The sequence below is a fragment of the Streptomyces sp. NPDC008001 genome (assembly GCF_042958085.1).
Taxonomy (GTDB): domain Bacteria; phylum Actinomycetota; class Actinomycetes; order Streptomycetales; family Streptomycetaceae; genus Streptomyces.
In genome coordinates, this window is the sequence record NZ_JBIBIZ010000007.1 from 383,409 (window position 1) to 397,025 (window position 13,617).

Consider the following 13,617-nt stretch of genomic DNA (forward strand, 5'->3'; position numbering starts at 1 on the left):
CCCGTGCAGTCCGTACAGCCTGCACTTTCCGAACAGCCCGTACAGCCCGTACAGCCCGTACTGTCCGTACGGAACCTCTCCGTCCGCTTCTGGATGCGGCACGGCCGCCGCATCGCCGCCGTCACCGACGCCTCGTTCGAGCTGCTCCCCGGAGAGTGCCTGGCTCTCATCGGCGAGAGCGGCTGCGGCAAGTCCGTCCTGGCCTCGGCCCTCCTCGGACTCCTGCCCGGCAACGCCACCACGGAAGGCCACGCCCTCCTCCAGGGCGACCTGGACCTGCTCACCGCGGACGAGCGCACCCTCGCCCGCACCGTACGGGGCCGCCGGATCGGCCTCGTGCCGCAGAGCCCCGCCGCCCACCTCACCCCCGTCCGCACGGTGCGCTCCCAACTGGAAGAGACCGTCCGGGAACTGACGGGCGTGCCCAGGGCCGGGCTGCGGGAAGCGGCCGAAGCCGCGGCGGAACGGGTGGCCTTCCCCGCCACGCACCTGGACCGCCACCCCCACCAGCTCTCCGGCGGCCTGGCGCAGCGCGCGGCCACCGCCCTCGCCCTCGTGGGCGACGCCCCGCTCCTGCTCGCGGACGAACCGACCACCGGCCTCGACCGCGACCTCGTCGACCGCACCGTGGACGAACTGAGGCGCCACGCCGACACCGGCCGCGCCCTGCTGATGATCACGCACGACCTCGCGGCGGCCCGGCGGATCGCCGACCGCGTGGCCGTCATGTACGCCGGCCGCATCGTGGAGATCGCCGACGCCGGCGCTTTCTTCGGCACGCCCGGGCCCCGCCACCCCTACGCCCGCGCCCTGCTCGACGCCCTCCCGGAGCGCGCCTTCACCCCCATACCCGGCATGCCCCCCGAACTCGGCGACCTGCCGGACGGCTGCGCCTTCGCCGCCCGCTGCGCACGGGCGAGCGACCGCTGCGGGACGGTCCCGGAGACGGCCGGCGGCGTCGCCTGCCACCACCCGGAGGGGACGCCGGGCGACGAGACGCCGGGTCACGAGATGCCGGCCGACGAGACGCCGGGCAAAGGAGACGCCGCGTGCTTGAGCTGATACGTATCACCGCCGGTTACGACCGGCGCGCGCCCGTGGTCCGGGAGGTCTCCCTGACGATCGAGCCCGGCCGCGCCGTCGGCCTGCTCGGCCCGAGCGGCTGCGGCAAGTCCACCCTGGCCCGGGTGGCCGCCCTGCTGCACGCGCCGGACTCCGGCACGGTCGTCGTCGACGGCGTCCCGGTCCGCGGCGCACGCCACCGCGCTCCGCGCGAGCTGCGCACGGCCTTCGGCGTGGTCTTCCAGCAGCCCCGCCTGGCCGCGGACCCGCGCATGCGCCTCGCCGACCTGATCGCGGAACCGCTGCGGGCGACGGGCCGGCGGGACGAGGCGGCAGTGGAGGTGCCCGCACTGGCCGAGCGCGCCGGCCTCTCCGGAGAACTCCTGGGGCGCCGCCCGCACGAGGTCAGCGACGGCCAGCTGCAGCGCGCGTGCCTGGCCAGGGCCCTCGTCCTGCGCCCGCGCTGGCTGATCTGCGACGAGATGACGGCGATGCTGGACGCGTCGACGGCGGCCGCCCTCGTGGCGGTCGTGGAGGACTACCGGGTGGAAGGCGGCGCGGGGCTCCTGGCGGTCGGCCACGACCGGGTGCTCCTGGACCGCTGGTGCGACGAAACGACGCACTGGAACAAGCTGACGCAACAGCCGAAATAGGCAGCCCCGACATCTCAGCGTGTCCCGGCCGGGCCTCTCACCTGCCCGGGCATGACCTCTCAGCCCGTCCGGGCACCACAACAACTCAGCCCGTCCGGCGTTTGAGGACCGGGGTCCGGGGCAGAGCCCCGAAACCTAGCGCCGCCCGCCCACGAGCTCCCGCTTGACCGCAGAAGACTCCGCCCGCTCCGCCCCTTTCACCCGTACCCGCCGTGGCGCAGCCCCCCGCACCGTAGCGACCGCAACCCCCGCCAGCACCAGCAGCCCGCCCCCCACCGCGTTGAGCGCCGGCAGATTGCCCAGGAACGCCGCGTCGAGCAGCAGAGCGGCGACCGGCACCGCGTACAGCACCAGCGAAGCCGCGGAGGCCGTCGTCGCCCGCAGCGTCCGCGACCAGGTCCAGAAGGCCATCGCGGTGCAGCCCAGGCCCAGCCACAGCACGGCCAGCGTGCGGTGCCCGCCGGCCGCCGCGACCTGGCCCACCACGCCGGGCGACAGCGGCAGCAACGGCAGCATGCCGAACAGGCTGCCGTAGAAGACGCATTCCGCGCCCGAGTACCTCTTCAGCAGCGGCTTCTGCAGAGCGAACGACGTCGCCTGCGTCGCGGCGGCACCCAGCACCATGAGCGCGCCCATGAGCGAGCCGCTCCCGCCGCCCGAGGTGACGGCGACGGTGAGCGCGCCGGTGAGCGCGACGCCGAGCCCCGCGAGGCCCCGCGGGCCGGGCCGGTCGCCGAGGAAGGCCATGCCGAGCACGGTGGTGAAGACGGGGGACGCGGCGATCAGCATGGCCGCGGTGCCCGCGTCCACGCTCTCCTCGCCGGCGCACAGCAGCACCTGGTAGGCCGTCATCCCGGTGAGGCCGAAGGCCGCCATGCGCAGCACGTCGGCACGCCGCAGCCGGCCGATGCGCCCGAGGAAGAGGCACGGCAGGAGGACGACGACGGTGATGGCCATGCGCAGGAGCGCGATGGCGGCCGGCGAATAGTCCGGCAGCGCCACCTGAATAGCGGTGAACGCGGATCCCCACAGCAGCGCGGTCGCCGCCATCGGTATCCACGGAATGCTGGTGCGCTGTGCGGAGGTCATATCCGCAAGCTAACAACGGCCGATCTATAAGGCAAATAACGGATTCTATCCGCCTCTCAAAGGAATCCTTTCACGGGAGGCGTTTCACCAATCCCGCCTTGTCACCGCCTCCGCACCAGCGGGAACGGCAGCGTCTCCCGGATCGACAGCCCCGTCAGGAACATCACCAGCCGGTCCACGCCCACCCCCAGGCCACCCGTCGGCGGCATCGCGTACTCCAGCGCCCGCAGGAAGTCCTCGTCCAGCTCCATCGCCTCGGGATCGCCGCCCGCCGCCAGCAGCGACTGCGCCGTCAGCCGCCTCCGCTGCTCGACCGGATCGATCAGCTCCGAGTACGCCGTGCCCAGCTCCGTGCCGTACGCCACCAGGTCCCACCGCTCCGCGAGCCGCGGATCGGCCCGGTGCGGCCGCGTCAGCGGCGAGACGTCCGTGGGGAAGTCCTTGTAGAAGACGGGCAGCTCCGTGCGCTCCTCGACCAGCCGCTCGTACATCTCCAGGACGATGTCCCCGCGCCCGTCCTCCGGCCGGTGCGGCACCCCCGCCGCGTCGCAGTGCCGGCGCAGCGCCTCCACCGGGGTGTCCGAGCCGACCTCCTCGCCGAGCGCCTCCGACAGCGCACCGTAGACGGTCTTCACAGGCCACGGCCCCGAGATGTCGCGCTCGACGAGCTTCCCGTCCGCATCCGGCCGCACCGCCACCATCGACCCGTGCGCGGCGACGGCCGCCGCCTGGATCAGCTCGCGCGTCAGGTCGAGCATCACGTCGTAGTCCGCGAACGCCTGGTACGCCTCCAGCATCGTGAATTCGGGATTGTGCTTGTACGAGACCCCCTCGTTGCGGAACGTGCGGCCCATTTCGAAGACCTTCTCCATGCCGCCCACGCACAGCCGCTTCAGATACAGCTCCGGCGCGATCCGCAGATACAGATCCAGGTCGTACGCATTGATGTGGGTGGTGAAGGGCCGGGCGTTCGCACCGCCGTGGACCTGCTGCAGCATCGGCGTCTCGACCTCCAGGAAGCCGCGGTCGAGCAGCCCCTGGCGCAGCGCCTGCACGGCAGCGCTGCGGGCCCGCACCGTCCGGCGCGCCTCCGGCGAGACGGCGAGGTCCACGTACCGCATCCGCACCCGCGCCTCGGGGTCGCTCAGGCCGTGCCGCTTGTCGGGCAGGGGGCGCAGGCACTTGGCGATCATCCGGGCGTCGCTGACGAAGACGGTGAGCTCGCCGCGGTCGGTCGTGCCGATCTCACCCTCCGCCTCGATGTGGTCGCCGAGGTCGATGTGCGTGGCGAAGCGGCGCAGTCCCTCGCGCCCGCAGTCCTCGCGGGTGAGCGTCAGCTGCAGGTCGCCGGACCAGTCGCGCAGCACGGCGAACGCGACCCCGCCGTGGTTGCGGACCAGTAGCACGCGGCCCGCCACAGTCGCCCGCTCGCCCGTCCGGGACGCCGGGCCGAGCCCCGCGTGGGCGGCACGGATCGCGGCGAGCGTGTGCGTGCGGCGGGCGTCGACCGGATACGGGTCCACGCCCGCCGCACGCAGCAGCTCCAGCTTCCGCCGCCGCACCCGCACCTGCTCCGGCAGGCCCGCGAGCCCGTCCGCGCCCGCCTCCTCGGCGCCGGCCTCCAGGCCCAGCTCGGAGAGCGGCGGCAGGCCCGCGGTGGACGACGGGCTGGTGACGCCCCTGGCCCGCCCCCGGTTCCACAACTGGCCCAGGCTCGGCACCGCGACGAATCCCTCGGCGATGCCCGCCGCCAGACCGATCCGCGCCAGGGCGCCCGCGTCCGCGTAGCAGAGGAACCGAGGGTGCCACTCCGGGTTGTACTTCACGTTCGAGCGGTAGAGGGCTTCCAGCTGCCACCACCGGGAGAAGAACAGCAGCAGCTTGCGCCACAGCCGCAGCACCGGCCCCGCCCCGATCCGCGCCCCCTCCTCGAACGCGGAGCGGAACACGGCGAAGTTGAGCGAGATGCGCTTGACCCCGAACCGCCCGGCCTGCGCGCACAGCCGGGCGACCATGAACTCCATGACGCCGTTGGGCGCGGCCCGGTCACGGCGCATCACGTCCAGCGAGACCCCGTCCCGGCCCCACGGCACGAACGACAGCAGGGCGATCATCGTCCCCTCGCTGTCGAACGCCTCCACCAGCAGGCAGTCGCCGTCGGCGGGATCGCCGAGCCGCCCCAGCGCCATCGAGAAGCCCCGCTCGGTCTCGGTGTCCCGCCAGGCGTCCGCCCGGTGGATGACCTCGCCCATCTCCTCGTCGGTGAGCGCCGAGTGCCGCCGGATCCGGACGGTGGCGCCGGTGCGCTCGACCCGGTGCACGGCCTGCCGCGTCACCCGCATCTCCCGCCCGTCCAGGTCGAACGAGGCGACCTGCAGGATCGCCTCGTCACCCAGCTGGAGCGCGCCCAGCCCCGAGCGGCAGTACGCCTTCGCGCCCGCCTCGCTGGCCCCCATCACGGCCGGCTGCCAGCCGTACCGGCCCGCGACCTCCAGCCAGGCGTCAATGGCCGGAGTCCACGCCTCCGGATCCCCCAGCGGGTCCCCGGAGGCCAGGCAGACACCCGCCTCGACGCGGTACGTCACCGCCGCCTTGCCGCTGGGGGAGAAGACCACGGCCTTGTCCCGGCGGGTCGCGAAGTAGCCCAGGGAGTCCCGGCCGCCGTAGCGGGCCAGGAGGGCGCGGATGCGGGGCTCCTCGTCGTCGTGGAGCGCCGCCTCCAGGCGCTGCGAGCGGAAGAGCGCCATCGCGGCGTTGAGCAGGGCCAGCGCACCGAACAGCCCGAGCAGGAAGTACAGCCAGTGCGGCGGATGCCCCGTGAAGTGCCGGCCGCTCACCAGCCCGCCGCACACCTTGTTGGCGACGAACAGCAGCCTGTTCCCCGCCCCGCGCTCCAGCGACCCCGGGAACAGCGACACCAGGCCCCAGCCCACCAGGGTGGCCACGGCGAGCCCCGCCGCCAGCACCAGCAGCGCCCGCAGGAAGGCCCCCCGGCGCGACGCCGCGTAGAACTCCCGGCGGGCCAGGACCAGCAGCACCATCGCGGCCAGGCACAGCACCAGCGACGGGATCGTGTCCCAGTAGCCCACGGTGAGCAGCAGGACGTCGGCGAGCAGCAGCAGGGACAGGTAGCCGAGGACGAACCAGAGCGTGACCCTTTTGCGGGCGGCCATCGCCGCCGCGAGCAGCAGCAGGAAGACGGCATAGGCAAGGTTCGGGGCCGTGGGGACGGTCAGCGTGTCGAGCGCCTCCGTCAGCGGCCGCACCGCCCGCCGCAGCGGCATGATCAGCGAAGTGATCGCACAGAACAGCCCGAGGGCGCCGAAGAAGACCGCGAACCCGTTGGGCACCCGGTGCAGCAGCCGTTGCCACGCGGACGGGCGCTCCCCGCCGGACCGGCCTTCGGGAGCCGGGGCGGGCCGCTCCGCGATGGGCCCGCTCTCGGAGGCTGTGCGGCTCATTCCGCCAGCCTAGGCACCCTGCGGGCGGCTTGCCTGCCGAGCGCACCGGCCCGGACGGCGGCGCTCGTACCTGAATGGAGTACACGCGGCGCGCCGGGCCGGGGCGTCCGGTGCGACACACTGACGGGCAACCGTTCCACCGAGGAGGTTCGCCATGGCCATTTCGCTCTCCGTGGTCCTGTTGTTGCTCGTCCTCGTGGTCGTGTTCATGCGCAGCGGCTCCCTGCGCATGTCGAACGCCCTGGTCTGCGTCCTGCTCGGCTTCCTCCTCGCGAGCACCAGCGTCGCGCCGACGATCTCCGACGGCCTGAACACCACCGCACGCCTCGTGAGCGGCGTGCGGCCCTGACACCGCCCGGGCCGGGCCCCGCTGTCAGGGGACCCGGCCCGGGCGATGCCGCTCGCCGGGCGGCCTAGCGCCCGATCTCCACGTCCTCCAGGACGCCCAGGGCGTCGGGGACGAGGATCGCCGCCGAGAAGTAGGCGCTCACCAGATACGAGGAGACCGCCTGCTCGTTGATGCCCATGAACCGCACGTTGAGGCTCGGCTGGAACTCGTCCGGGATGCCCGTCTGGTGCAGGCCCACGACACCCTGGTTGTCCTCGCCCGTGCGCATCGCGAGGATCGAGCTCGTGCCGTTCTCGCTGATCGGGATCTTGTTGCAGGGCAGCAGCGGCACACCGCGCCAGGAGCGCACCGAGGAGCCCAGGACGTCGATGGACTTCGGGTAGAGGCCGCGGCTGGTGCACTCCCTGCCGAACGCCGCGATGGTCCGGGGGTGGGCGAGGATGTACTGGGTCTTGCGGCGCCGCGCCAGCAGCTCGTCGAGGTCGTCGGGGGTGGGCGGGCCGCTGCGGGTGTGGATGCGCTGGCTGATGTCGGCGTTGTGCAGCAGACCGAACTCGCGGTTGTTGACGATCTCGTCCTCCTGGCGCTCGCGCAGCGCCTCGACCGTCAGCCGCAGCTGCTGCTCGAGCTGGCTCATCGGTTCGTTGTAGAGGTCGGCGACGCGCGTGTGGACCCGCAGCACGGTCTGGGCGACGCTCAGCTCGTACTCGCGCGGGCGGAGCTCGTAGTCCACGAAGGTGCCGGGGATGACCGGCTCGCCGACGTGCCCCGACGTCACGGCGATGTCGGCCTCACCGCGCTTGTTCTGCGGCTTGGCGGGGCGGGACGCGAACGCTGCGACATGCTCGCGCAGCGCCTCGGAACGCTCCGACAGCTCCCGGAAGGCCTGCAGCGAGAGCGCGAGAACCGTGCAGCGGGTCACGGCCCGGACGCTGAACTCCCAGGTGCCGTCGGGCTCCAGGGGTACCTGCTCGCCGAAGTAGTCGCCGTCGGCCAGCACGCCGAGCACGATCTCGTCACCGTACTTGCCGGTGCCCGTCTTGTTGAGCTTGCCGTGGGCGACGAGGAAGATCTGGTCGGCCGGGGTGCCGGCCTCGACGAGCGTGTCACCGGCGGCGAACTCGCGCTGGACGAAGCCGTCCGCCAGCGCCTCCAGCGTGTCGTTGTCGCCGAAGTCCCGCAGCAGCGGCAGTTCCCCGAGCTCCGGCGGGATGACCCGGACCTCCGAGCCGGTGGAGATGAACTCGACCCGCCCGTCCCCGACGGTGTAGGTGAGGCGCCTGTTCACCCGGTAGGTGCCGGCGGACACCTGTACCCAGGGCAGCACGCGCAGGAGCCACCGGGAGGAGATCCCCTGCATCTGCGGGACGGTCTTGGTCGTCGTGGCGAGCTGGCGCGCCGCCGTCGTGCCGAGGCTGAGCTGAGCCTCCGCGGACGTAGTGGCCTCTCCGGACTCCACTGACGTGGTCATGGCTGGTTGTCACCCATCTGTATGCGGTACCTGGCGCGGATTCACGGTGTGCGGGGTGTGGCGCGGCGGCCGGGTCAGTGCCCGATCTCGACGTTCTCCAGAATTCCGAGGGCGTCCGGCACCAGGACGGCGGCGGAGTAGTAGGCGCTCACCAGATAGGACATGATGGCCTGATCGCTGATGCCCATGAAACGTACGGAGAGGCTCGGCCGGTATTCATCGGGAATTCCCGTGCGGTGCAGCCCGACGACACCCCGGGATTCTTCGCCGGTGCGCATCAGGAGAATGGAACTGGTGCCGGTCTCGCTGATCGGGATCTTGTTGCACGGGAAGATGGGAATTCCGCGCCAGGCGGGTACGGAGTGGCCGCCGACGGCAGCATTGTCCGGATACACGCCGCGCCTGTTGAATTCGCGGGCCACCGCCGCGATCGTGCGCGGGTGGGCGAGCAGGAAGCCGGGGTCCTTCCAGACCGTGGCCAGCAGCTCGTCGAGGTCGTCGGGGGTGGGCGGCCCGCTGCGGGTGTGGATGCGCTGCTTGAGGTCGGCGTTGTGCAGCAGGCCGAACTGCCGGTTGTTGATCATCTCGTGCTCCTGGCGCTCGCGCAGGGCCTCGATGGTCAGCCGCAGCTGCTGCTCGACCTGGTTCATGGGCTCGTTGTAGAGGTCGGCGACGCGCGTGTGGACGCGCAGCACGGTCTGGGCGACGCTCAGCTCGTACTCCCGGGGGGAGCGTTCGTAGTCCGCGAAGACGCCGGGCAGCGCCGGCTCGCCCGAGTGGCCGGCGGCCACGTCGATGGCGGACTCGCCGTGCTCGTTCTGCGGGCGGCCGGCGGCCGCGCGGAACTCCTCCACATGGGCCCGCAGACCCTCCGAACCTTCCATGACCTCCTGGAACGCCTGGCGCGGCAGGGTCAGGACGGTGCAGGCGGTGACGGCCTTGACGGTGAAGTCCCAGTTGCTCTCCGACGCCGCGGCCAGCGCCTGGTCGCCGAAATAGCCGCCGTCGGCGAGAACGCCGAGGACGGCGGGATCCTCGTATTCGCCCTGATGGAGTTTGTTGAGCTTGCCGTGGGCGATCAGCACCACCTGGTCGGCCGGCTGCCCCGCTTCCACCAGGACGTCGCCCGGCCGGAACTCGCGCTGGGTGAAGCGGCCCGCGAGCGCTTCGAGGACCGCCGGGTCGTCGAAGCCGCGCAGCAATGGGAGCTCGCCGAGCTCGGCCGGGATGACCCGGACATCGGCGCCGGTCGAGACGAACTCCACCCGGCCGTCGCCGAGCGTGTGCGTCAGCCGCCGGTTGACCCGGTACGTACCGCCCGGGACGTGCACCCATGACAGCATGCGCAGGAGCCACCGCGAGGTGATTGCCTGCATCTGCGGCACGGACTTTGTCGTGGTCGCCAGATTCCGCGCGGCCGCGGTGCCCAGGCTCAGCTGTCCGGGACCGTTATTGCCGTCGTTACCGGTCTCCACTGACGTCGTCATATCCGAATGCCCACCCATCCGTTACGGGACAGCCCGCAGCTCATTGCGGACGTGCCGAAGAATTCCCCTTGGCCGCTATCGAAGCTAGCAGCGGGATATCAGCGGGCGCAGTCACTCAAAAGGGTGGATTGATCGATGATGTTACGTTCTGAGGAAAACTCCGATGCCGTTCGCCACCGGTCGTTCCGCGCCGCCCGACGGATGGTTGCGGACCGTCGTCCGCCCGCTGTCCGGATCACGGGTGACCAGCGTGCTCGAACCGCCGCCGTCCAGGTTCACGGCGTCGTCGGATCCCAGGTCGCGCATCAGGTCTGCGAGCTCGGCGACGGTGAGCCCCGAGCGGTAGCCGGGGGCGCCGTCCAGCGCCAGCAGGTAGAACAGCCGGCCGTCGTCGCCCAGACCGGCGGAGGTCCGCACGGCGGAGGTCGTGGAGTCCAGGCCGGGCAGCAGCCGGCCGTCGCGCAGCACGGGGAACCCGCCGACCGCGAAGCGCAGCGCCCCCCGGTGGGCCGGCTGCAGCCGCTCCTCCACGCGCACGGCGTCGCCGACCTTCAGCCGGCGCAGCTCGCGCGCCCCGGCGTTCCGCCCGACGAGCACCAGCGTGCCGGAGGCGATCGCACCGTGCCCCGGCTTCCGCGCCGCGCCCGTCACCTTGCCGTGCCGGACCGTCAGCTCGTAGGTGTCGTCCGTGCACGGCGCGGCCCTGTTGACGTCCGTCCCGCAGGTCGCCCGCAGCCGTGAGGCCGAGCCCCAGGAGGAGTTGTAGGCGCCGATCCCGCCGACCGGGAGGGCGTACTGGTTGAGCCCGCGCAGCGGCAGGGTCCTGCCCTTGGCGGAGACGGTCCCCTTCAGGGTGAGCCGGTCCAGCCGGCCCCTGTCGTCGGTGCCGAGGCCGATGACGTCCCGGGTGGTGCCGCCCGGGGGCAGCACCGGCCCGAAGCGCTGGCCGTCCGGCACGGCGGCACCGAGCCGGCGGCCGCCCGTGATGGACGGGCCCACGGGCGCGCCCGTCGCCTCGACCCCCGGGTGCTGGGCCTCCGTGATGTTGAAGAAGTCGCCGTTGACCCCGGCCACCGCCTTGCGGGCGGCCGTCATCCGGGACACCGTCGCCCGCGCGGCGACCGAGCCCGGGTACAGCAGGTCGAGCGAGACGCCCGGCTCGCTCAGGTCGACCCTCAGCACGTGCCCGTACGCCGGACCGTGGGAGGCGGACAGGGAGAACTCCCGGTACTCGACGCCGGGCGCGATCGGGGCCGGGGCCCCGAGCCGCAGCGCGGGCCGGTCGCCCGCATCCGCCAGGGCGGTGCCCCCGCCGATCAGCGAGGACCACGCCACCAGAACCGTCAGTACCGAGCGCACACGTCTTCTGCGTCTCTTCACAGTCACCCCAGAGGTCCCGTCAACTCTGGCACGGCGCAGAACAGTTCACCATGCCCCGAAAGAACGACAGGGGAAGCGCCGGCGTCGACGCGGGCAACTCTCGGCAACTCCCGGCACATCCCTGCCCAGAGGCCCGCCCGGGCCCGGATACTCACCCGTACGGGCCTGCGCGGACGGACCGCAGCCGCCCGGCGGGCCCGCACCGACCCGGGAGTTCCCGGAGAACTGGGAGAGCTGCCATGAGCCTTCGCTCGCGCCGCGCGGCCGTCGTCACCTTCGGAGCCGCCCTCGGCGCCGCGCTCACGGGGTCCCTCGCCGCACCGGCCCTGGCCGCCCCGGCGGCAGTGGAGCACGACGCGTCCGGCGCGCCGGGCCGTCCGCCCCTGCGCCGTGCGCACGCGCACAACGACTACGAGCACCCCCATCCGCTCACCGATGCGCTCGGACACGGGTTCGGCAGCGTCGAGGCGGACATCTGGCTCGCCGACGGCGAACTCCTCGTCGCCCACGACGCGTCCGGCCTCGATCCGGCCCGCACCCTCGAAGCCCTCTACCTCGACCCCCTGGAGCGCCGGGTCAGAGCCGGTCACGGCCGGGTCTACCCGGGCCACGACCTCTCGCTGCAACTGCTCGTCGACATCAAGACCGAGGGCGCCGCGACGTACCGCGAGCTCTCACGGCGGCTGCGCCGCTACGGCACGCTGTTCACCTCCTGCGCCGACGGCCGGATCCGCCGGGGTGCCGTCACCGCCGTGGTGTCGGGGGACCGGGGCGCCCGGGGACCCATGGCGGAGGAGCGGCTGCGCCACGCGTTCTACGACGGCCGGCTCGCCGACCTCGGCGGCGGCGCGCCCGCGTCCTTCGTCCCCCTGGTGAGCGACAACTGGAACAGCGTCTTCGGGTGGCAGGGCGCCGGCCCGATGCCGGCCCCGGAGCGGGCCCGCCTCCGGCGGATCGTCTCCACCGCGCACGCAGAGGGCCGGAAGGTGCGGTTCTGGGCCACGCCCGACCGGCCCGGCCCGGCGCGCGAGGCCGTGTGGCGGGAGCTGTACTCGGCCGGCGTGGACTTCCTCAACACGGACGACCTGGCGGGCCTTGAGGCGTTCCTGCGGGCGGCGGGCTGAGCGTCCGCCGGGCGCCGCACTCCTGAACGGGGGATGGTCTTCCGGGCGGTTCGCAGGTCTCCTGAGGTTGGCCGGGCGCCGTCCGGCGGAATGTCCCGGTCCCGGGCGGATCGTGTGGCGGTACCGTCACCGCCCGCCGGGGGCCGCGGGTCCGGCGGGACGCTGGATGCATGGCCACTCCATCTGGACCGCCTCACGGGCCGCCGGCGGGCCCGCCTCCGGGCGGCTTCGGGCCCGCCCAGCCGCCGTGGGACGCGCCTCCGCCGCCCCCTCGCCGGGGCGGTGGTCGCCGTCGGGCCGCCTTCCTCGCCGCCGCGGTGGTGGCGGTCGCAGGGCTCGGCCTGGGCGCCGTCCTCATCGTCGGTGGCAAGAGCGCCGGTCCGGGCAGTCCGGGTGACGGCGGGTCATCCGCATCGCCGTCCCTCACCGTTCCCACCGGGCTTCCGTCCCGGTGGCCGACGGCGCTGCCGTCCGGTCTGCCCAGCGGCTTTCCCAGCGGTTTCCCCAGCGGTCTGCCCACGTCCTTGCCCACGGGTCTGCCGAGCGGCTTCCCGACGGGCCTGCTCCCGGTCTCCGGGGACGGCGGCAGAGGCTGACCGGGGCGGCGTACGGGCCGTCAGCCGGCCGGGACCTGCTCCGGGACGGCCTGGATGTCCAGCTCGATCCTGATGGTGGCGCCGATCATGGCGATGCCGCGCCGGAGCATGGAGCGCCAGTCCAGGGTGAAGTCCTCGCGGTGCAGCTCGGTCGACGCCGAGCAGGCCGTCCGGGTCTCGCCCATGATGCCGGTGCCGATCCCCAGGTACCGGGTGTCGAGGGCGATGTTCCGGCTGACGCCGTGCAGATTGAGCACGCCCTGAACGGTCCACCGCGAGCCGCCCTTGTGGACGAAGCGCTCACTGGTGAACTGCATGTACGGGTAGTGCGCGACGTCCAGGAACTCCCGGGAGCGCAGGTGCTCGTCGCGCTGCGCCACGCCCGTGTCGATGCTGGCCGTATCGATCACGACGTCGAGATGGGAGTGCTCGATGTCCTCGGCGATCCAGAGGGTGCCTTCGAAGCGGTTGAAGCGCCCGTGCACCTCGGCGAGCCCGATGTGCCGGGCGATGAAGCGCACCGCCGTGTGGTCCGGATCGATGCGCCATGCGCCCGGCGCGGGCATGGCGGGCGCCGGGGCCGTCACCATCGCCACGGTGCCGAGTGAGGTGCTGACGCCCTCCGCGCAGGTGACGGTGCGCAGGACGGGCTGGAACCCGTCGGCCGTCAGGGCGAGGCTGTACTCGCCGGGGGCGACGGTCGTCGTGAACCGGCCGTGCGGGTCGGTCTGGCCGCGCACCACCTCCTGGCCACTGGCGTCCCGTACGGAGACCTCGGCTCTGTGCAGCGGAGACTGCGCCGCGTCCGTCACCGTGCAGTCGAGGGCCCCCGCTCCGAACGGAATCGGCGTGGTCTCCGGACCGGAGAAACGCGTGAACCGGCGGAGCAGGGCGAAAGCCATCCCAAAGGGCCTTTCTGCGACAGAAGGTGATTGAACTGTAGAT

The 13,617-nt window shown here is 72.7% G+C and carries 10 protein-coding genes; 4 read left to right on the top strand and 6 right to left on the bottom strand.

The genetic code is table 11. The features are described 5' to 3' along the window. Window positions 1-93 precede the first annotated feature (93 nt). Both ACFZCD_RS20745 and ACFZCD_RS20750 read left to right on the top strand, forming a co-directional pair. Window positions 94-1,062, top strand: coding sequence for an ABC transporter ATP-binding protein (locus ACFZCD_RS20745; protein WP_391833124.1), 969 nt, complete (start codon window positions 94-96; stop codon window positions 1,060-1,062). Continuing rightward, a complete protein-coding gene (locus ACFZCD_RS20750) occupies window positions 1,050-1,715 on the top strand; it encodes an ABC transporter ATP-binding protein (RefSeq protein ID WP_391832866.1) in 666 nt (221 codons plus the stop codon). Before ACFZCD_RS20745 ends, ACFZCD_RS20750 begins: the two co-directional genes overlap by 13 nt. Before the next feature lie 135 nt (window positions 1,716-1,850). On the opposite strand, the gene ACFZCD_RS20755 is transcribed toward ACFZCD_RS20750, so the two are convergent. Continuing rightward, window positions 1,851-2,804, bottom strand: a complete 954-nt coding sequence (locus ACFZCD_RS20755; protein ID WP_391832868.1) for a DMT family transporter — start codon at window positions 2,802-2,804, stop codon at window positions 1,851-1,853. A gap of 101 nt (window positions 2,805-2,905) precedes the next feature. Continuing rightward, the gene (lysX, locus tag ACFZCD_RS20760) at window positions 2,906-6,265 is read right to left on the bottom strand and encodes a bifunctional lysylphosphatidylglycerol synthetase/lysine--tRNA ligase LysX (RefSeq protein WP_391832870.1); all 3,360 of its coding nucleotides are present in this window, start codon (window positions 6,263-6,265) and stop codon (window positions 2,906-2,908) included. Between the two features lie 154 nt (window positions 6,266-6,419). Between lysX and ACFZCD_RS20765 the strand changes: the two genes are divergently transcribed. Continuing rightward, the gene (locus ACFZCD_RS20765; RefSeq protein WP_391832872.1) at window positions 6,420-6,614 is read left to right on the top strand and encodes a hypothetical protein; all 195 of its coding nucleotides are present in this window, start codon (window positions 6,420-6,422) and stop codon (window positions 6,612-6,614) included. A 64-nt stretch (window positions 6,615-6,678) separates the two neighbouring features. On the opposite strand, the gene ACFZCD_RS20770 is transcribed toward ACFZCD_RS20765, so the two are convergent. The 3 genes from ACFZCD_RS20770 to ACFZCD_RS20780 all read right to left on the bottom strand — a co-directional run bounded on the left by ACFZCD_RS20770 (window position 6,679) and on the right by ACFZCD_RS20780 (window position 10,931). After that, the gene (locus ACFZCD_RS20770; protein WP_391832874.1) at window positions 6,679-8,085 is read right to left on the bottom strand and encodes a family 2B encapsulin nanocompartment shell protein; all 1,407 of its coding nucleotides are present in this window, start codon (window positions 8,083-8,085) and stop codon (window positions 6,679-6,681) included. A 74-nt stretch (window positions 8,086-8,159) separates the two neighbouring features. Continuing rightward, on the bottom strand, window positions 8,160-9,572 hold the full coding sequence (locus ACFZCD_RS20775; protein ID WP_391832876.1) for a family 2B encapsulin nanocompartment shell protein: 1,413 nt from the start codon (window positions 9,570-9,572) through the stop codon (window positions 8,160-8,162). Window positions 9,573-9,713: 141 nt separating this feature from the next. Continuing rightward, complete coding sequence (locus ACFZCD_RS20780; protein ID WP_391832878.1) at window positions 9,714-10,931, bottom strand: phosphodiester glycosidase family protein; 1,218 nt, start codon at window positions 10,929-10,931, stop codon at window positions 9,714-9,716. Window positions 10,932-11,191: 260 nt separating this feature from the next. On the opposite strand from ACFZCD_RS20780, the gene ACFZCD_RS20785 reads away from it, so the two are divergent. Then, a complete protein-coding gene (locus tag ACFZCD_RS20785; protein WP_391832880.1) occupies window positions 11,192-12,076 on the top strand; it encodes a phosphatidylinositol-specific phospholipase C/glycerophosphodiester phosphodiesterase family protein in 885 nt (294 codons plus the stop codon). Between the two features lie 616 nt (window positions 12,077-12,692). Here ACFZCD_RS20785 and ACFZCD_RS20790 read toward each other — a convergent pair. After that, on the bottom strand, window positions 12,693-13,574 hold the full coding sequence (locus ACFZCD_RS20790; protein ID WP_391832882.1) for a YceI family protein: 882 nt from the start codon (window positions 13,572-13,574) through the stop codon (window positions 12,693-12,695). Window positions 13,575-13,617 lie beyond the last annotated feature (43 nt).

Excerpts from the sequence above, each read along its gene's own strand:
- ACFZCD_RS20775 (WP_391832876.1), bottom strand. The coding sequence starts at position 9,572 with ATGACGACGTCAGTGGAGACCGGTAACGACGGCAATAACGGTCCCGGA.
- ACFZCD_RS20785 (WP_391832880.1), top strand. The coding sequence starts at position 11,192 with ATGAGCCTTCGCTCGCGCCGCGCGGCCGTCGTCACCTTCGGAGCCGCC.
- ACFZCD_RS20745 (WP_391833124.1), top strand. The coding sequence starts at position 94 with ATGCGGCACGGCCGCCGCATCGCCGCCGTCACCGACGCCTCGTTCGAG.
- lysX (WP_391832870.1), bottom strand. The coding sequence starts at position 6,265 with ATGAGCCGCACAGCCTCCGAGAGCGGGCCCATCGCGGAGCGGCCCGCC.
- ACFZCD_RS20765 (WP_391832872.1), top strand. The coding sequence starts at position 6,420 with ATGGCCATTTCGCTCTCCGTGGTCCTGTTGTTGCTCGTCCTCGTGGTC.
- ACFZCD_RS20755 (WP_391832868.1), bottom strand. The coding sequence starts at position 2,804 with ATGACCTCCGCACAGCGCACCAGCATTCCGTGGATACCGATGGCGGCG.
- ACFZCD_RS20770 (WP_391832874.1), bottom strand. The coding sequence starts at position 8,085 with ATGACCACGTCAGTGGAGTCCGGAGAGGCCACTACGTCCGCGGAGGCT.
- ACFZCD_RS20790 (WP_391832882.1), bottom strand. The coding sequence starts at position 13,574 with ATGGCTTTCGCCCTGCTCCGCCGGTTCACGCGTTTCTCCGGTCCGGAG.